Origin of the sequence: Fictibacillus nanhaiensis (genome assembly GCF_036213205.1) — a bacterium.
Taxonomy (GTDB): Bacteria; Bacillota; Bacilli; order Bacillales; family Fictibacillaceae; genus Fictibacillus; species Fictibacillus nanhaiensis_E.
In genome coordinates this window covers 190,183-209,886 of the sequence record NZ_JARMFC010000005.1, presented here as the reverse complement: position 1 = coordinate 209,886, position 19,704 = coordinate 190,183, and the positions used below count along the sequence as shown (strand labels likewise).

At 38.8% G+C, this 19,704-nt stretch carries 14 protein-coding genes; 9 read left to right on the top strand and 5 right to left on the bottom strand.

Translation table 11 applies throughout. The annotated features are described in order from the left end of the window. Positions 1-2 precede the first annotated feature (2 nt). Together P4V41_RS05550 and P4V41_RS05545 are read left to right on the top strand one after the other, a co-directional pair. A complete protein-coding gene (locus tag P4V41_RS05550) occupies positions 3-1,184 on the top strand; it encodes a metallophosphoesterase family protein (RefSeq protein ID WP_328083796.1) in 1,182 nt (393 codons plus the stop codon). After that, complete coding sequence (locus P4V41_RS05545) at positions 1,181-4,582, top strand: AAA family ATPase (protein ID WP_328083795.1); 3,402 nt, start codon at positions 1,181-1,183, stop codon at positions 4,580-4,582. Before P4V41_RS05550 ends, P4V41_RS05545 begins: the two co-directional genes overlap by 4 nt. 38 nt (positions 4,583-4,620) lie before the next feature. Here the strand turns inward: P4V41_RS05545 and P4V41_RS05540 are convergent, their stop codons facing one another. Genes P4V41_RS05540 through P4V41_RS05530 form a run of 3 tightly spaced genes read right to left on the bottom strand, consistent with a single transcriptional unit; the run spans position 4,621 to position 8,434 of the window. Further along, entirely contained in the window at positions 4,621-5,748 is a 1,128-nt protein-coding gene (locus P4V41_RS05540) for a Ger(x)C family spore germination protein (protein ID WP_328083794.1), read from the bottom strand. Further along, positions 5,745-6,842, bottom strand: a complete 1,098-nt coding sequence (locus P4V41_RS05535; protein WP_328083793.1) for a GerAB/ArcD/ProY family transporter — start codon at positions 6,840-6,842, stop codon at positions 5,745-5,747. Before P4V41_RS05535 ends, P4V41_RS05540 begins: the two co-directional genes overlap by 4 nt. Continuing rightward, on the bottom strand, positions 6,839-8,434 hold the full coding sequence (locus P4V41_RS05530) for a spore germination protein (protein WP_328083792.1): 1,596 nt from the start codon (positions 8,432-8,434) through the stop codon (positions 6,839-6,841). Before P4V41_RS05530 ends, P4V41_RS05535 begins: the two co-directional genes overlap by 4 nt. A 162-nt stretch (positions 8,435-8,596) precedes the next feature. Here P4V41_RS05530 and P4V41_RS05525 point away from each other — a divergent pair, with 162 nt between their 5' ends. Together P4V41_RS05525 and P4V41_RS05520 are read left to right on the top strand one after the other, a co-directional pair. After that, positions 8,597-9,268 carry a hypothetical protein gene (locus tag P4V41_RS05525; protein ID WP_328083791.1) on the top strand — a complete coding sequence of 224 codons (672 nt, stop codon included), beginning with the start codon at positions 8,597-8,599 and terminating at the stop codon, positions 9,266-9,268. A gap of 15 nt (positions 9,269-9,283) precedes the next feature. Further along, entirely contained in the window at positions 9,284-10,357 is a 1,074-nt protein-coding gene (locus tag P4V41_RS05520; RefSeq protein ID WP_328083790.1) for an efflux RND transporter periplasmic adaptor subunit, read from the top strand. A 308-nt stretch (positions 10,358-10,665) separates the two neighbouring features. Here P4V41_RS05520 and P4V41_RS05515 read toward each other — a convergent pair whose 3' ends face one another. Continuing rightward, positions 10,666-12,420, bottom strand: coding sequence for a B12-binding domain-containing radical SAM protein (locus P4V41_RS05515; protein ID WP_328083789.1), 1,755 nt, complete (start codon positions 12,418-12,420; stop codon positions 10,666-10,668). Positions 12,421-12,614: 194 nt separating this feature from the next. Between P4V41_RS05515 and P4V41_RS05510 the strand changes: the two genes are divergently transcribed. From P4V41_RS05510 to P4V41_RS05500, 3 genes are read left to right on the top strand one after another with little or no spacing between them, the layout of a single operon-like run. Next, positions 12,615-13,499 (top strand): fumarylacetoacetate hydrolase family protein, encoded by an 885-nt coding sequence (locus tag P4V41_RS05510; protein WP_328083788.1) that lies wholly within the window; start codon positions 12,615-12,617, stop codon positions 13,497-13,499. A 36-nt stretch (positions 13,500-13,535) separates the two neighbouring features. Beyond that, positions 13,536-14,960: an NAD-dependent succinate-semialdehyde dehydrogenase gene (locus tag P4V41_RS05505; RefSeq protein ID WP_328083785.1), complete on the top strand. Its 1,425-nt coding sequence runs from the start codon at positions 13,536-13,538 to the stop codon at positions 14,958-14,960. Positions 14,961-14,990: 30 nt separating this feature from the next. Continuing rightward, positions 14,991-15,779, top strand: a complete 789-nt coding sequence (locus P4V41_RS05500; RefSeq protein WP_328083784.1) for an SDR family oxidoreductase — start codon at positions 14,991-14,993, stop codon at positions 15,777-15,779. Between the two features lie 277 nt (positions 15,780-16,056). Here the strand turns inward: P4V41_RS05500 and P4V41_RS05495 are convergent, their stop codons facing one another. After that, positions 16,057-17,265 (bottom strand): ornithine--oxo-acid transaminase, encoded by a 1,209-nt coding sequence (locus tag P4V41_RS05495; protein ID WP_328083782.1) that lies wholly within the window; start codon positions 17,263-17,265, stop codon positions 16,057-16,059. 147 nt (positions 17,266-17,412) lie between these two features. Here P4V41_RS05495 and P4V41_RS05490 point away from each other — a divergent pair, with 147 nt between their 5' ends. After that, positions 17,413-17,769: a DUF1516 family protein gene (locus tag P4V41_RS05490; RefSeq protein WP_328083781.1), complete on the top strand. Its 357-nt coding sequence runs from the start codon at positions 17,413-17,415 to the stop codon at positions 17,767-17,769. Positions 17,770-17,920: 151 nt separating this feature from the next. After that, positions 17,921-19,699, top strand: coding sequence for a sensor domain-containing protein (locus P4V41_RS05485; RefSeq protein ID WP_328083780.1), 1,779 nt, complete (start codon positions 17,921-17,923; stop codon positions 19,697-19,699). The last annotated feature ends 5 nt before the right edge of the window (positions 19,700-19,704 follow it).

Sequence of the window (19,704 nt, the reverse complement as noted above, 5' to 3'; positions counted from 1 at the left end):
CGATGCGATTACTTCATACTGCTGACTGGCATCTTGGGCGCTCATTAGAAGGACGAAGCAGATTTCAGGAACAACAAGATTTTTTAGACGAACTAGTAGAGATCGTACAGCGTGAAAAGATAGATGCGGTATTAATGGCGGGAGATGTTTTTGATACGGTAAATCCTCCAGCTGCGGCAGAGCAAATGTTTTATGATGCACTGTCACGGATCAATAGAAAAGGAGAATGTCCGTTTATCGCGATAGCGGGAAACCATGATCATCCAGAGAGACTGGCGGCATCATTCCCGCTATTACGAGAACTGGGCATAACGCTAGTAGGTCTACCCACATTAGACCTTCAGCGTATCCCAATAAAGAGAACAGGAGAATTACTAGAAATCGCGGCATTACCTTATCCATCTGAATCAAGGCTTAAAGTGCTTTTGAGTGAATCTGCTGAAGAATTAGATGTAAGAACTCAATACGATGATTGGGTAGACTCGTATTTTAAACAGATTACCTCTCACTTTACACCAGGAAACGTTCATGTTGCCATGAGCCATCTTTATGTTGCAGGAAGCAAGGAGACAGAGTCTGAGCGCCCTGTACATATTGGTGGTGCGTATACTGTAGCTGCTGAAAGCCTTCCGGAATCAGCTCAATATGTTGCGTTAGGCCATCTTCACCGCCCGCAGAGAATTAAGCGAGCAAAAACAGATGCTAGGTATTCAGGGTCTCCGTTATCTTACAGTTTCTCTGAAAGTGGTCAAGCAAAATCAGTGTCCATTATTGACGTACAACCAGACGGAATAGCAGAGGTTGAAGAGATTCATTTACGCTCAGGAAAACCACTTGTAGCATGGGAAGCTAGAAATGGTGTCAGAGAGGTATTTCAAGGAATTCAAGATGGAATGTATCATAATTGCTGGATTGATCTATCCATACATGTAGAAGATGCACTGTCTATGGAAGAGATTCAGCGCCTCAGAAAAGCACATGAAGGCATTGTTCATATCAAACCTGTGTTTCAAGAAAAGTCCGGAGAACAGATCTCGGTATCTGCCCAAAAGCTGCCTGTTGATGAACTATTTACAACGTTTTATGAACGACAGACAGGTGGAGCGATTCCTGACAATGAGTTAATCTCCTTATTTCTTGATCTTGTTAGCGAAGAGGAAAAAGAAGGAGAGGAACGCGAATGAGACCTATATCATTAACCGTTTCAGGCTTGCAAAGTTTTCGAGAAGCACAATCCGTTCCTTTTCATGAGCTATGTTCAGGAGGAGTCTTCGGTATCTTTGGTCCGACCGGCAGCGGGAAATCCACAATTCTTGACGCGGTGACACTTGCTCTATATGGAAAGGTAGAGCGAGCAGCTGGTGGAACACACGGAATTATGAATCAGGCTGAAGATAAACTATCTGTTTACTTTACCTTTCAAATAGGTGAAGGTGCCAAGCAAAAAGAATATAGCGTGGAACGTACGTTTAAAAGAAGTGGAGAACATTCCATTCGAACAAGTACTTGCAGATTAATCGAGGTTGTTGATAGTGAATCTATCGTACATGCCGACAAAGAGCGGGATGTTACTCGTCTTGTGCAAGAGCTGATTGGTCTAACAATTGATGATTTTACGCGTGCAGTTGTGCTGCCTCAAGGTAAGTTTGCCGAATTTTTATCGTTAAAAGGGGCAGATCGAAGACAGATGCTACAACGATTGTTTCAGCTTGAAAAGTACGGAGATAAACTGAACCAAAAGTTAAAGAAGCGATCTGATCAACAAAAAAATCGATTGAATGAGATTACTGCTGAGCAAACGGGTCTAGGAGACGCTTCTTTAGAAACTTTGCAACAAGCAACCTTTCATCTGAAAGATTATGAAAAAAAATTAGAACATGTATCAAAACAATATAAAGAAGAAGAAGAGAAGCTAAAAAACCTTGAGCTGTATTGGGATGCTCAAGTTCAAAATGAAAAGCTGATCGAAGAGAGGAACGAACTGCAGAAACAGGGTATTCCTATGGAACGTGTTAAAAGTGAATTAAAGAAAGCTATTTTTGCAGACAAAATTTATCCTTATGCAAACGAATGGAAGCAATCACTCGCACAAAAGAAAAAAATTAGTGAAGAGCAAGAAAAACTAAAGCTGCAAACTGAAAAGCTTAAAAAGATACTTGATGAGCTAGAAGAGAACTACGAAATCGCTAAGAAGAAAATGAATTCAGAAGAGCCTGTTCTAATCGAAAAAAGAAGTGGCTTAAAAGAAGCGTTCGATTGGGAAAGTGATCTTCTTGAAAAGGATCAGATTATACAAAATGAAATGGAGAAGCATAAACAATTAGTAAATATGCTCGAAGCAAGCGAAAAAGCAGAGTATGAAGCATCCCAAGTTTTAAAACGTGGAAAAGATAAACAATCTACATTAAAGGAAGAATTTTCTCAAATAGAAATAACACAAAAAGATCGTTCTATATTTCAACAAGCCATACTACTAAATCAACGGTTAGAAGATGTTCGTGATGAAGAGAAAAAGGTGGAAAAAGAAATCTCTGTTTCAGAAGCTGATAGGACTTCTGCAGAAAAAGAAAAAAAGCAAATCAGTTCAACAATAGCTGAAAGTTACGATGCAGGAAAGAATCTGCTTAAACATATTCAACAATTATATGAAGAGGTATCTGACGCACTCCGTTCTAACCAAAAGTTTTCAAAAGCTCTCGTGGGAGAACTTGGTGAATTGAAAAGTGAACATGAAAGAATGAGGATCAACCATTTAGCTGCACAACTTTCTGCAGAATTAAAAGAGAACGAACCCTGCTCGGTTTGTGGTTCAACCATTCATCCTTCACCGAACCAAATGCTGACAACCGTTGAAAATGACAACGAGCGTATTCAAGCATTAGAAGAAGCTATTGAAAGTTTGAAGGAACACTATCATGCGCTGAAACATTATAGTGAGGGGCTTGAAAAGGATTCTCAGATGCTATGGAAAAAACTAAATCTTGCAGAAGCTGAAATTGCAGCATCAGATCAAAGTACGATAATGGTGGAGAAAGAAAAGATTAGTCCGTTATCGTTGGAACAGTTCAAGGACCATATAACGAGAGTGAAGGGTTTTCAGCAAGATAAGCTCCTAATTGAAGAACGCATACAGAAGATATTGTCCAAATTAGAACACGATCAAAAACAATATGAACGGATTTCAATTTCTGTTGAAAACTGTGAAGAAGCAACTAACAAATTAAAGAAGCAACTCGCTTTGATCTTGAAGAAAATAGATACTATACAATCGGAATGGAAGCAAGCCGAAATACCTTTTTCACCAGACGAGCTAAAAGAAAAGCTAAAACTTTTTCAACAAAAAGATAATCGTCAAGCTGAAATTGTAAAAAGCTTAAGTATTGCAGAGGAATTTCTAGAGACGCAAACGAAGAAAATGGAAGCAGCCAAAGAGCAAGTATCAGAGTTGAAGATGAGTTTGTCAGTCTCTTCCAACCAACTAGAAATGCTTCAAAAAGAAATTCAAACTCTGAAAGAAAAGTTATATATCAGAGTGGGGAATGAGAAAGTAAAGAAAGTTCTTGAAGAAATAGAATCGAAGCTACAGAACCTAAAGACTGCATTCATCAATTCAGAGCGTGATTATGAAATAGGAAAGCAGCAGTATGTAGAAAGTGACAAAATGTATCATTCGGTTGTTCAACGTATGAATGATACATTAAGAAGAGTAGAGAAAGCTGAACAAGAATGGAACATTCAATTAGGTAAGTCAGATTTCCAATCGTATGAAGACTTTGAGAACTGTTTAAAAGTTGATCAGGTTCAGGTGGAATGGGAAAAGCAGCTGACCGAGTACAATGATCAATGTAAATCAAATATGTTGGCATTAGAAGTAATAAGGGAAAAACTACCTGCTGAAATCCTCTCTTATCAACAAGTTGAGTCAGCAAAACAAAAGCTTCAGAGTTTTAAGTATGAGATGAATGAAACGCATGAGGCTGTTGGTGAATCGCGACAAAGATACATGATGATCGAGAAAAATCATAAACGTTACAATGAATTGGAAAAGGAAAAGAAAAAGGTCTCAAACTTGTTAGAGCAATTAGGTAAACTTCAAGGTGTTTTCCGTGGAAATGCTTTTGTTGAATTTATGGCTGAAGAGCAGTTGCATCTTGTAACACGAGATGCGTCTGGCAGGCTGGCGAAACTTACTCGTGGACGTTATGCGATCGAAGTAGATTCAGGTGGTGGTTTTGTTATTCGGGATGATGCTAACGGAGGAATTAAACGCCCTGTTACCTCGTTATCTGGTGGTGAAACATTTTTAACATCACTTGCACTCGCGCTTTCACTTTCTGCGCAAATCCAACTAAGAGGAAAGTTCCCTCTTCAGTTCTTCTTTCTAGATGAAGGATTTGGTACCCTTGATCAAGAGCTATTGGATACAGTTGTAACTGCGTTAGAAAAAGTCAGGATGGAAAACTTTTCGATCGGAGTTATATCTCATGTACCTGAGTTAAAAGCAAGATTAACAAAAAGATTGATCGTAGAACCTGCTGAGCACTCAGGCAGGGGAACTTCTGTGAAATTAGATCTGTTATAAATAGGATGCAGGGCAACTATGCCTTGCATCCTTTGTTTTTATTCGATAATTCCATGGCCAATAACTTTAACCTTAATTGAAGCGGTATAATCGATGTTTGGGTACTCTTTGTTCCAATCTAATTTTTTCCATGTTGGGTTATGAAACGCAATTAGTTTTCTGCCTACGCCAAAAGCATCGCTGTTCATACCTTGAAGCTTTTTCAGGACATTATTTGCATCTTTTGTTAATGACTTTGAAAGGGCTTGTTCGATTTTCTTGATCTTCTTTTTGGAAGTGAGATTGTCCCGTGGGTACTCAGTAATAACGACGTTCATAGTAAGTTTAATGTGAGCGGATATTTTATCATCTGGAGAAACATTTACGTTAAACGTTCTTTTATTTTTTTTTACTCTTATTGAAACGTAATTTAAAATTTTATCTTTGTGTTTGTTAGATATTTTCTTTGTTATAGACATGGAGCGGTTTTTTTGTTTTCCGGTGAGCAACGTGTATAGTACCCCTTGTGCACCATGTATCGTTCCTACCATCCTATAACCATGAAAAACAGCAACTCCATTAACGGATACTGCATTTTTCTCGGGAACAAGATAAGGAATTCCAAAATCTTGACCAGGATCAAACATAACAGGACATATGGTTTGTATATTTTCAACTGGAACAATTGATGCATCTTCTGCTGATCGAATGGATTCGTTCAAGTATGTCCCAATGCCAATTGAAGTTTCTGTCTCCTCAAACCTTCCACTTAGTACATCCGAGGCACTGCCTTTAGCTACGGCAATGCGGGCATTAAGAGCGGATTTAGGATCTCGATAGAAGACATCTAAAATGTGATAAATATCTTTTCTTGCAGCTTTTTCTCCTAAGATTACGATTAAATTTTTAGAAGCATCAACTTTTTCGGAAACTTTTTGATCTAGCTTAATTCTACTTTGTCGAGTGGTATTGCCAACAGCATAAAAAATTTGATTATTTACTTGTCCTGTTCCTGCATCCATATTCACGGATTGTGGTATAGAAGCGGTATTTCTTATCTTACCGTTCTTTAAATAATCAAATCCTGCTGCTCTGACCAATTTGGTCTCGTTCAGCTGAGTTTGATCCCAGCATCCAGTTAATAGTAAAAGACTAGAAAAAAGAGAAATTAACTTAACTCTTCTCATGTCGAAACCGCCCCTTTTTCTTTTCTTTTTCTAATTATTGCAATCAGCAATAAGAAGATGGGAAAGAGCGCAGAACAGCATAATGCTGACATACCAATTAACTTTGACCACAGTTGAACATCTAGTTTACTACCTGGGATCGAAGCGATTAAAGCACAAATAATTCCCACATAGGGTGCAGCAGATTTATGATGATTCAGTTTAAGCAGTTTTTGCACACCTTTCGCTGTAAAAAAAAAGTAACTAATGAGGGAAGTTGTAACAAATACAATCCATATCGATAGAAAGATTAAGTCTGTTCTCTCTAGAATTTTGAATGAAAAAGCTTTCAGCATATAAAGAACAGGCTCTGGAACAATCTCAATTTCAACAGGGTTGAAAAAAATATAAGTTGTAAATGTGACAAAACAGTAGAAAAGGGTAACACATAATGAAGCATAAGATATTGCTTTCAACTTACTATTAGATTTTCCTTGCGTATAAGCAATAAACACAAGTGCTGTGTCAAAACCGAGTAAAGAGATTAAAGCATCAGTAGAGCCAGATAATATTGTTTTAATTCCCGCTGCGCCTACTGGAAAAGCGTAAAGAAGGTGAACATCGGAATATGCATATGCCACAAAGAAAAATAGCACGAGTAGCAAAGGCGAGACTAACATCAAAAACCTGGCAATCTCTCTTGCTGTACATGTAATACAATAGACGCAGGTGAGAGCCAGAATTAATATGACAACTAACCGTGGAGTCTGAAAGAATATCCATTTTGAAACGATGCTGTTGTATAGGATTAGAATAACAACACAAACAGAGAACAAATGAACAACGAATAAAGCATTTAGAACGACTCCTAACTTTGTTCCAACAATCTTAGGCATAAAATCAAAAATCGTCTGCTTAGGATACAACTCGCATAGTTTCCAAATCGCAAGTATAGAGACCTGAATAAAGAGTCCAGCTAACAGTAAAGAGATCCAGCCGTCTGTTTTCGCTTTGGCGAATAAAGTATAAGGAAGTGACAGTACTCCAACTCCGATTTGTGATTGAACAATAACAAAGAATAGCTGTCTATGAGTAATCGTATGGCTGCTATTCATGACTTCTCCCACTTTCTCGTATGATTATCTTCATCTTTTTTTATTGGGTTGATATCACTAGGACGAGAGTTCATCTTGAAAAATGGCAATCGAATGATTGTATCTTTTAAATCTCCTATTTTAAAAGGTGCAAGGGGTGCAAAGTATGGTGTACCGAATGAATATAAACGGCAAAGATGAAAGAACATTAAGATCAATCCGAATACGATGCCTAAGAAACCAAACGTTGCGGCAGCTACCATAAATGGAAAACGCAATAAGCGAACAGCTAAACTCATCTCGTTTGAAGGTACTGTATACGCAGCAATCGCAGTTGTCGCAACAACAATGATCATTAGGTTTGATATGAGTCCTGCTTTAACAACTGCATCGCCAATAACTAAGCCTCCAACAATAGCAATCGTGGAACCAATCCTTGTCGGCAACCGAATAGCTGCTTCACGGATTAATTCAATGGTGAGCTCCATTACTAAAGCTTCAAAAAGTGGAGGGTACGGGATATTTTCAAGTGAGCTCTTCATCAAAAGTATGAGTGCTGATGGGATGACCTCGTAATGAAAAGAAACGATCGCAATATAAAACGCTGGAAGACCGATCGCAATGTAAAAGCTGAATAAACGGATCATTCTATAAAAGCTTCCTAACATCCAGCGTTTGTTATAATCATCCGGTGTTTGATAGAAAACAAAGAAATTCACAGGTGCAAGGTTTACGGTCGGTGAGCTATCGTATAATAGTGCAACTCTTCCTTCCATAAGATTTGCAGCTACACGGTCAGGTCGTTCTGTACTCAACGTTTGCGGAAACAAACTGAATGTTTTATCTTCTATACTTTCTTCAATATTACCAGGAGTCATAACAGCATCTGCTTCTATAGAAGTTATCCTTCCTTCAATCTCATGTAGTACTTCAGGATTAGCGATATCTGACATATACAGCATCGCGATATTCGTGTGCGTTTCTTTTCCAACTTTTAGATATTTTACTACGAGCTTCGGGCTTTTGAGTCGCTTTCGAATGAGAGCTATGTTGGTTGACATACTCTCTATAAATCCTTCATGAGAACCACGAATAACAGCCTCGTTATCCGGTTCTGCAATATCACGTTCTGTTTTAACAGGAGTGAAAACAGAAAAAAAGCAGTTTGTATCTTTTGTAAATATCAACGTGTAAGATTGTAAGAGTAACTCTTGAATCTTCGAAAAGTCAGTTTGTTTTCTAAAATCGATATTGATGACTTGTTCGAATGTGTGGAGATCAATACCTTTGTCAAGTTCGAATAGAGGATTCAATATCAAATCCTGGAGTTTCTGTTTATCAATAATTGAATCTAAGAAAATTAATGCCACTTTGCTTTTGTCAGCAGGCATCTCAATCCAATGAGTCATCAGGTCTTCTGAGGAAGAAAAGCTTTTTTCAATGCTTTTTAATAGATCATCGATTGATTGATTTTGGTTAATGGTGTCATCCTGCTCTGAAGGAGAGTTTGTATCAATGTTGGATTGAGAGGATGGACCAGACCCTTTAATATTATCTTCATTTACAGTGTTTTTTTGTTCTAGCAATTTTTTTGGTTTCTTGAAGAAAGTCATGATGAACATCATCCCGATTCGCAATAATTTGGTTTAGTTTTTGCTTCCCTAACGTATTTATGCGGATAAGGTACTATTTTTCAAAAATGAGTCAGAAATTGTCATTATGAGTAAAAAATTGTGATAACATAGACAGAGATAAAGAGAGAAGGGGGCGGCACCATGACAGGAAGAGCACAATTTATTCCTGCTTTAACTAAGCCGAATACATATTTTGCGTTTTATAATGAATGGAAAGATAAAGAGGGTTTTTGGATCCGTTTTTTTGCCATATTAGTTGCTAGCGGTTTGCTGCATGCACTGTCTTTTTTTGCAGCGTTTCCGTCGTTCAAAGCTATTTCTTTTGTTGAAGCAGCGAAACTAAGTGGAGCAGAACATGAGCTCTTGCGCTACCTTATCGCTTTAGTTGGCGGTGCTTGGGGAATGATCATACCATTCTTAGTGATAAATGCAGGAGCACTATTTTTATATGTTTTCTTCAGGGACATCGGATATAAAGCACTTTTTTATGTAATGACGACAGTATATCTTCTATTCATTCTCGGGCTGCTATTCGAACTGCCGATTCAGTTTGTAACAGGTGCTGAAGAAGTTGTTCAACCGTTAGGATTCGGTTTTGCTGGTGTACTATTCTTTAAGCATGGTTTTTGGCAAGAATTCTTAAACTCCATCAATGTTTTTACAATCTGGGGTTCTATTGTTATGTATTTTGCACTTCGTCAATTATCGTTTAAAGAAAAGAATTACTGCCTCGCGATTACGATAGGATTTTTTGTCGTTTTCATTTTATTATCTTCACTATACGCTGCATTAGCTAGTGGACAGCTGGTTTAAGGAGGAGACAAGCTTATGAATAAACTTAAATGGGTTGCTGCATCTATTATGGTTGTTCTCCTGGTCGTAATGAACATCGTAATTTTTGATAAAAAGGAATCTGCCGCAGTCGAAGCGCCTAGAGTTGAAACTGGTCTATCTACCCAGAAAGATTTTACGAAAAAACACGAAACAACTGGTGTTGCTCAATCAAAGAACACCTTTGAAATATATGAAAATACATCTCTTGGTTCGATAAAAGAAGTGATGGTTTCAAAGGGGGAGACCGTTACATCAGGTCAAACTTTAATTACATATGAAAATGTAGAGATTGAAAAAGAACTTCGCAGCCTGAAAAGAGATAAAGAAGCAGCGGATGTTCGAAGTAGCCATTATTCTGGTCAAATAAGTGAATGGAAAAGTGAACTTTCAAACTTTGATGACGAAAAAGATAGCAAAGATGCTAAAGTACTTCTTCAAGAAAAATTAGCCGAAGCTGAGTTACAAAATGATCTAGCTGAAAACGAGAGCTCTGTTTTATCAGACGAAATTTCTGATCTTGAAAAACAGCTTGAAGATCTTAGTGTGAAAAGTCCAGCTGACGGCGTAGTTTCTGAATCAAATGGTGTTGGCGATGATAAACCACTTCTAACCATAGTCGGCCAAGGAAACTTTGAATTAATTGCTGACATTGATCAAAAAATGGCTGCTTTAGTGAAGACCGGTGACACGGTTCAAATCATATCAAAAAGTGAAGAGATGTTGAATGGTACTGTTCAAACCGTATTGCCAGCTGATCAGAGTAAATTTAAGTTAACCGTTCTAGTAGAGGATGAAGCGGCTTGGGTTGAAGGACAAACCGCTCAAATCATCGTAACAGAAACGCTTGCAGAAAAAGCGATTAGTGTACCTAAGCAAGCAATTTTAAAAGATGATGGGAAAACGTATGTGTTAACGATTGTGAAAAACAAATTGTATAAGCTGAAGGTATCAGAGGGTCTTGAGCAAAAGGGTCACGTGCAGATAACAAAAGGACTTAAAAAGGGTCAGGTTGTCGTACTGAATCCTTCACCAGTGTTTGTTTCAGGACAGCCGGTCTTAAAGAAGTAATTGCTATTTAGATCTTAAATTTTTACCAATAAAAAACAAGTGGGATTACACTAGTGTTACGTTTTTTAAGAAGAACAAGGGTTTCGCAAGTATATTACTTGCGAAACCCTTGTTTTTTTACTTAGCTTTTTTTAGTTAGTGTCTTTAATCTTTTTCGTGCTAACTTTTAGGGATTGGAGTGGAAGGGTACTGACTCCTGCGGGACAAGTGGGACAGGTGAGACCTCTAAAGGCGTGTAGCGGCAGGGGGCTCACCGCCCGCCCCGCGGAAAGCATGTACCCTGGAACGGAGATCCCCGCTTTCACAATTTACGAATTTTTTGTTAACAATAACTTTTTAGATGTTGTGAACACTTTTGTTGATTGTTGTTTAGGATCAAACAACGCAATAAGTAAGAAATTTTTCTCCCCTTGTGGCTCTAGCTGATCTGACAATGGATCGATAGCTGTTTCTGTAACAAAAGCGTGCTTGTGCATATCCTTTTCAGAGAGAGCAGGAAACCCTTCGATCATTTCTGGATGTTGCGCGAGCAGTGAAAGTACTCTAGATGTTTCTTCTTTGTTCTGTGTGTTCTCCCACCATGGCTTACGTGGTTTGAACTGTTGTCTTTCTAAATAATCAAGTTTCATCAGGCTTTCTGCAACAGGAAGGGAGTGTGGTGCAGCCTGTGTTAAGAATGCGATTAAACGCGTATATAAGTCTTCTAACTGATGACCAATTCTGGACCATCCACGTGTTTCCCAATACGTACCGAATTCTTGAAAGAAATCAAAAGGTGATTGGAATACATGGTGTATCAAATACTTAACCGTATGATCCATTCGATGATCGTTCCAATATTTTTCTAATACGTCTTCAACTTGTTTAATACGTATGATTTCATCAAACGTTAAAACGTTATTTCCTAAGATCTCATATGGAGAGTGGTCCATATACACATAATCATGTTTTTCGGCTGTTAATCTTAGCCCTGTTCCTCTTAGCATCTTTAAGAAACCTAACTGAACCTCTTCGATGCCAAATGCGAATACATCATTAAAAGTCTTTCGGAACGAGTTGTAATCTTCCTCAGGTAATCCAGCGATTAAATCTAGATGCTGAACAATCTTCCCACCATCACGGACAGTTGTTACGGTACGAGTCAGTTTTTCAAAATTTTGTCGGCGTTGTACTAACTCGTTAACTGCGTCATTTGTGGACTGAACACCTATTTCAAAACGGAACAAGCCTTTTGGTGCATGTTCATTCAAGTAATCGATGACTTCAGGTCTCATAATATCTGCTGTTATCTCAAACTGAAAAACAACCCCTGGTCTTCTATTTTCGATCAAGAACGAGAACATATCCAGTGCATAATCTCTGCGAATATTAAACGTTCTGTCTACGAACTTAATAATCTTAGCACCGTTATCCATCAAAAAAATCAAATCATCTTTAACGAGCTGCGGATCAAAATATCGAACGCCAACTTCAATAGAAGATAAGCAGAACGCACACGAATAAGGGCATCCGCGGCTAGTTTCAAAATACGTGATACGTTTTGATAATTCCTGAATATCTTCTTCGAAACGGAAAGGAGATGGTACGGTCTTTAAGTCCAGTTTTTCTCGAGGGCCGTTAATTTTAGGCTTTCCATCTTTTCGATATGCCAGTCCAGCTACAGATTCGAAGCTACCATCTTTCTGAATCTGAGTTAGCAAATGTTTAAACGTTTCCTCTCCTTCGTTCACAACGATAAAATCTACTTCTGGAATCTGTTCTAGCCAATGAGCTACGTCATAAGATACTTCAGGACCACCTAAGACGATCTTTGTTTCTGGTTTGATCTTTTTAAACATCTGGATCACTTTTATCGTCTCTTCAATGTTCCAGATGTAGCAGCTGAATCCAAGGACATCTGGTTCTTGGCTATAAAGATCGGTCACGATGTTAAGCGAAGGATCTTTGATCGTGAACTCTCGGATCGTTACAGGAAATTCAGGTTCGCTATATGCTTTCAAATAGCGCAGCGCAAGACACGTGTGTATATATTTAGCATTTAACGTACTTAGTACAGTTTTCATAATTAGATAACCTCATTACTGTTACCCATCTGTTGGGTTTTTTTGATGACAAACTATTTTACCATATTTTAAAAGGATTCAAAAATGAGTATTGCGTTTTTCACACAGCAAATTTCTTTACGGTACAAAGTCAGAACCGATATAGTATAAATAATTACTTTGTAAGAGTTTGTTAAAAAGGAGGTATTGGAATTGTGAATTGGGTTACAGCTGTTAGGAATGATAAGACGTTTGTAGGCATCGTAAAAGAAGAAAAGGTTTTCAATTTAACAGCAATTGCTGAGAGCAGGGATGTGAAGTTTCCTTCAACATTAATTGAAGCTATTTCACTTGGAGAATCATTTTTTGGGCAAGTCGAAACTTTGATTCATTCTGATTCTGCACAAAACTATACATATGAGTTAAATGAGGTCCGATTAAAAGCACCTATCCCACGCCCGAGTAAAAATGTTTTCTGTATCGGAAAAAATTACCGCGATCATGCGATAGAAATGGGAAGCGAAGCAGACATTCCGGAAGATATCATGGTATTTTCAAAAGCTCCAACTTCTGTGATCGGCCATAACGAAGGTATTCCGAGTCATTCATCCATAACCAATCAACTAGATTATGAAGGAGAACTAGCTATAATTATTGGTAAAACAGGTACGAGTATTAAAAAAGAAGAAGCGATGAATCACGTTTTCGGGTATACCATCATCAACGATATTACAGCTCGTGACCTTCAGCAGAAGCATAAGCAATTTTTGCTCGGAAAAAGCCTTAATGGTACTTGCCCGATGGGTCCATGGATCGTTCATCACTCTGAGGTACCAAATCCAGATAACCTTTCAATCGTGACAAAAGTGAACGGAGAAGTAAGGCAGAACGGAAACACATCAGCTTTTATTTTTGACATACCGACGATAATAACCGAGCTCTCAAAAGGGATGACGCTTGAAGCCGGAGATATTATCGCAACAGGTACACCTGCTGGAGTGGGTAAAGGAATGAAGCCTCCCGTTTTTTTAAAGCCTGAAGATTCAATCGAGATTACAATTGAAGGAATCGGAACACTTCGTAATGAAATAGTAGAATGAAGTCGAATTAACTAGTTACATAGAGGAGGAATTCACATGGAAAAGCTGCTTTATATTAACGGTTCATGGACAGGAAATTCTCTTGAAAAAATAGAGGTGTTCAATCCTGCTAATGGTGAAGTGGTAGGAACGGTACCTTCTTGTGGAAAAGAAGAAACTGATGCTGCGATAGATGCTGCGCACGAAGCATTTCCGAGCTGGTCAAAATTAACCGCTTATGAGCGAGCTGACTACCTTATGAAACTGCATGACTTAATGATCGAACAAAAAGAAGAGTTAGCAGAACTAATGACTCTTGAGATGGGAAAACCATTAAAAGAATCTGTAGGTGAAGTGATGTATGCTGCTTCTTTTATCAAATGGTATGCAGAAGAAGGAAAGCGTATCTACGGCCGTACGATCCCTTCAAGTGCAGAAAATAAAAGAATGCAAGTTTTACGCCAGCCCGTTGGGGTAGTTGCAGCCATCACGCCATGGAACTTTCCGGCTGCCATGATCACAAGAAAGCTCGGTCCAGCACTCGCAGCAGGCTGTACGTTTATCGTAAAACCACCCAAAGAAACGCCACTTACAGCGATTAAATTAGTAGAATTAGCCGATCAAGCAGGATTCCCCAAAGGCGTTATCAATCTTGTAACAGGATCTTCTTCTGTAATCGGAAAAGCCATTATGGATTCTGAGAAAGTTAGAAAAGTGACTTTTACAGGCTCTACAGAGATCGGAAAAAAATTGATTGAACAAAGTGCTGCGACTGTGAAGAACGTTTCTATGGAACTAGGCGGGCATGCTCCAGCAGTTGTTCTAGAGGATGCAGACTTAAACAAAGCAGTTGCTGGAATTGTAGCTTCTAAGTTTCGTAACGCAGGTCAAACGTGTATTTGTATAAACCGAGTATATGTTCAAGACAGTGTTTATGAAGAGTTTGTAGAACGAGTGGCTGCTGAAGCTAAAAAACTAAAAGTAGGAAACGGTTTGGAAGAAGGTACAGATATCGGTCCAATCATTAACAAAGACGGATATGAAAAAATCTCAGAGCATGTTGAAAATGCTGTTTCGAACGGTGCACAGTGTGTAACAGGTGGAAAAGGGAGAGATGAAGACGGAGGATATTATTACGAGCCGACGGTCCTAAAGAATGTTTCACAAGATATGCTAATCATGAATGAAGAAACGTTTGGTCCAGTCATACCAATTCATAAGATCAGCAGTGTTGAAGAAGGGATCCGCCTTGCAAACACAAGTCCATTTGGTTTAGCGGCCTATGTTTATACAGAGAGCATGTCCAAAGGAAATCAAGTTGTTGAAGGCTTAGATTACGGAATCATTGGCTGGAATGATGGTGTTCCTTCTGCCGCACAAGCACCTTTCGGCGGCATGAAAGAGAGCGGTCTTGGTCGTGAAGGCGGCGTAGAAGGTATGGAAGCTTATCTGGAAACGAAATACGTAAGTTTCGTATTATAAAATTTTTCTAAGATACGGGGTGATTACGATATGGATTTAGGGTTAAAAGGGAAAAATGTACTCGTTCTTGCTTCAAGTAAAGGACTTGGAAAAGCTTGCGCACTGGAATTTGCACGAGAAGGTGCGAACGTGATGCTAACAAGTCGAGATGAAGAGCAGCTCTCTTTGACGGCAGAAGAGATAAAGCGTGAAACAGGTGTGGATGTTCATTTTAAAAAATGTGATATCACACAGCGTAACGAGATCGATGAGCTTGTTGCGGCAGCGGTAGAGAAGTTTGGCAGTGTAGACGTGCTCGTGAACAATGCAGGTGGTCCTCCTGCGGGTACATTTAATGATTTTGAAGATGAGCACTGGCAGGGAGCGTTCGAGTTAACGTTACTCAGTCTTGTACGAACCGTTCGCGCAGTTACTCCTAACATGATTAAGAACGGGGGAGGACGGATCGTGAATATTGCTTCCTCTTCCTTTAAACAGCCGATTGACGGACTCATCTTATCAAACACTTTCCGAACAGCCATTAATGGATTATCAAAGAGTCTTTCACAAGAGCTAGGGAAAGATGGTATTCTCATTAATACGATCGGACCGGGGCGCATCGGAACAGATCGAGTAGGTGAATTAGATCAAATGGTCGCTAATAAAAAAGGAGTCTCCGCAGATGAGATTAGAAACACGATGGAAAGTGGAATTCCGCTAGGTAGATACGGTAAACCTGCAGAATTTGCTAAGATGGTCGTATTCCTTTGCTCTGATGCAAACACATATATTACAGGCCAGTCACTGCTGATCGATGGCGGTATGGTGAAGGCACTATAAAGGGAAGAAGCAGCTGTGGCTGCTTCTTTTTGTATGTAGAGGGGTATAAGTACCAGCGTAGATGTCGATTTTTGTAGACTCGTGGATGAACAGTAAAAACTTTTGGATTGAGAGTTAAAACTTCTGGATAAACAGCTAAAACTTTTGGATTGATCCATAAAAATTGTGGATTCATCTATCTAACTGCGCATTAAATACCCTAGTGCGTATAAGAAATTGAGCTCAATTGAAGCCCCCAAAAAAAGCTGACTCCAAAAAGAGTCAGCTCTCAATAAAATTAAACAGAAAGTACGTTTTTAATTCGTTCGATCGCCCAATCTAGATCTTCATCAGAAATGATCAATGGTGGTGCGAAACGAATAACGTTTTCGTGTGTTTCTTTACATAACAAACCTTGCTCTTTTAAACGCTCACAATAAGGACGAGCTGGTTCGTTCAATTCAACACCGATAAACAGACCTTTACCGCGAACTTCTTTGATAACTGGATTATCAATCTTCTTTAACTCGCCTAAGAAATACTCACCTAGTTTGAGTGAACGTTCAACTAAGTTTTCTTCTACAAGCACGTCTACAGACGCGACAGATACCGCACAAGAAAGAGGGTTTCCACCGAAAGTTGATCCGTGTGATCCAGGATTGAATACGCCAAGTACTTCGCGGTTTGCTGCTACACAAGAAATCGGCATTACGCCGCCGCCAAGTGCTTTTCCTAAGATGTACATGTCTGGCTCGATCTCTTCCCAATCACAAGCGAACATTTTGCCAGAACGACCAAGTCCAGATTGAATTTCATCAGCTACAAAAAGTACATTTTCAGACTTACAAACGTCAAGAGCTTCCTTCAAGAAACCTTCACGTGGGATAACGATTCCTGCTTCACCTTGAATCGGCTCTAAAATAAAAGCAGCTGTATTAGGTGTGATCGCAGCCTTCAGCGCGTCTAAGTCGCCGTAAGGAATCACTTTAATTCCAGGAAGCATCGGACCGAACCCGCGTTGGTAATCCGGATCAGATGACATCGATACGGCAGTCATCGTACGACCATGGAAGTTTCCTTCACAAACGATGATCTCTGCTTGATTATCCGCAACACCTTTTACATCATATGCCCAGCGACGAACAGCTTTAATAGCAGTTTCCACAGCTTCAGCACCAGTGTTCATCGGTAATACCATATCTTTTTTTGTTAGACTGGATACTTTTTCATAAAAGTCACAAAGCTGATCGTTGTGGAAGGCACGTGATGTTAGTGTTACTTTGTCTGCTTGGTCTTTTAGTGCTTGAATGATTTTAGGATGGCGGTGTCCTTGGTTTACCGCAGAGTATGCACTTAGCATGTCCATGTAGCGGTTACCTTCTGGATCTGTGACCCATACACCTTCAGCAACCGAGATAACGATAGGAAGCGGATGATAGTTTTGTGCACCAAATTGTTCCGTTTTTGAAATTACAGTTTCCGTATTTTTCGTTTCTGTCTGTTTCAAAGGAAACACCTCTATTCTGCAAGATTTCTCACATTGCTATTATATCAATGAAAGTGCTTACTTTACAGAGGGAACTCATTTGATTGCCTAGTTTATAGCAGTTCATGGTATAGTAATATGGAGAATTATACATAGGAGGATATATTTATGATTCATGCTCACGTAACATCTTGGTTTCTGGCGTTAATTTTGTTTTTTGTAACGTATATGCTATACAAAAAAAATGCCGGAAAAAAATCTAAAATTTTGCATATGATTCTGCGCGTTTTGTATTTAGCAATCCTGGCAACAGGTGGCCATATGCTTGCTGGCTATTTAACCGATCCTGGAATTGTTAATCAAGGGCCACTTATTATTAAAGGTACTTTAGGGTTTGTCCTTATTGGATTAATGGAAATCATCCTCGTACAACGAAAACGTGGTGAGAGCCGCCTTCTTAATTGGGTGTTTTTCTGGATTACTTTATTACTAGTTCTATTTTACGGTTATTCCGTTCTAGGTTAATACGTTTTAAGTCGCCTTTTTACAAGGGTGGCTTTTTTAATTGGATAAAATAACCATGACATGTTTTGTTAACAATGCCTTTAGTACACCGATATAAATGATAGCAAGTTTGACATTATAAATTGGTGTATTGCACAGATGAGGTGTAAGAATGAAAGAGATGGATGAATATTTAGCGCTGTCTCATTTAATTAAGATGAATACGAAAGAGATGGAAGAGCTTAACGATAATCTGATTGAATCAGAACAGCGTTATAAGTCGCTGTTCGATCATAATCCAGATATGATCTATTCTATGGATTTAAAAGGGTACATAACGAGTGTTAATCACGCACTTGTTCAATCTTTAGAGTATACAGAAGAAGAGTTGCTCTCAACCCACGCGCTGCAATTTGTATGTGATGAAGATCATAAAAGGGTTGTTGAACACTTCAGGCTAGCTGTACATGATAAACCGCAAAATTTTGTAGCGAGCATCAAGAAAAAAGATGGTGGGCACATTTTAAGTAGTATCACGAACATTCCGATCGTAGTGAACGATCAAGTTGTTGGTGTATATGGGATTGGGAAGAACATTACGTGGCAGCAAAAAGCGGAAGAAGAGATCGAACAGCTAGCATTTCACGATTCGTTAACTGGTTTGCCGAACCGAAGTTTATTTGAAAAAAGGTTAAGAGAACTCGTTTCTGAAAGTGATCATACAAACCATTTACTAGCGGTAATGTTTGTTGATATCGATCATTTTAAGATTATTAATGAGAGTTTAGGTCACCATATCGGAGACGTTGTGTTAAGGCATGTAAGCAATCAGCTTAGACAGGTAATTCATAGTCAAGATTTGCTATGCCGTTTTGCGGGAGATTTATTCACTTTAATCTTAACAATTGAAAAACCGGCAGATGTGATCGATACAGCGGATCGGATAGAAGAGGCACTTCAATTACCGATTTATCTTGATGGTCAAGAATATACCGTTAGTACGTCGATAGGGGTAAGCATCTATCCAAATGATAGTACGAGTGCCGATGTTCTCATAAAGAATGCAGACACGGCTCTGCATAAAGCAAAAGAAAAAGGCAGAGGAAAACGCGAATTCTTTACAGGGGATATGAACGCATTTACACTTGAGCGGTTAAAGTTAGAAGGTTTTTTACGTAAAGCTGTTCAAAAGGGTGAACTAGAACCGTATTTTCAACCTCAATATTGTTTGAAAACGGAAAGAATTCTTGGATTTGAGGCGCTAGTAAGATGGAATCATCCTGACTTAGGGCTTGTTTCTCCGATGCAGTTTATACCACTAGCTGAAGAAATCGGACTTATTGATGAGATTGGTCGTTTTGTTTTATTTGAATCTTGTAAGCAACTAAAGAGATGGCATGATAGTGGAGCTCCTACTCTTTCTGTCTCTGTTAATGTTTCAGGTAGACAGTTTCAAAGATTATCATTTGTATATGAAGTGAAAGAAGCAATTGAAACGGCTGGAATATCCGCAGAGTATTTACATTTAGAATTAACAGAGAGTACGATGATTCAAAATGTTCAATACAGCATAAGCATCATGCAAGAGTTAAGAGAGCTAGGTGTTCGTTTATCGATTGACGATTTTGGGACAGGCTACAGTTCGCTAAGTTATTTAAAAGATTTCCCGGTCGATTATTTGAAGATTGATCAAAGCTTTATCAGACATCTTAGCGATGATTTTTTTAACACGAGTGATGCGGCGATCATTAAAGCGATCATCATGATGTGCGAAGGACTATCTCTTTCAACTGTAGCTGAAGGTGTAGAAACACATGAACAGATGAAGTTACTTCAAGAGTATGGCTGTCACACTGCTCAAGGATACATAATTAGTAAGCCTATGCCTGCTTGTGAAGCGAGTGAGTTCTTAAAGAAGTTTCTGTCAACAAAAAACAGCACAACCCCATAAATGAA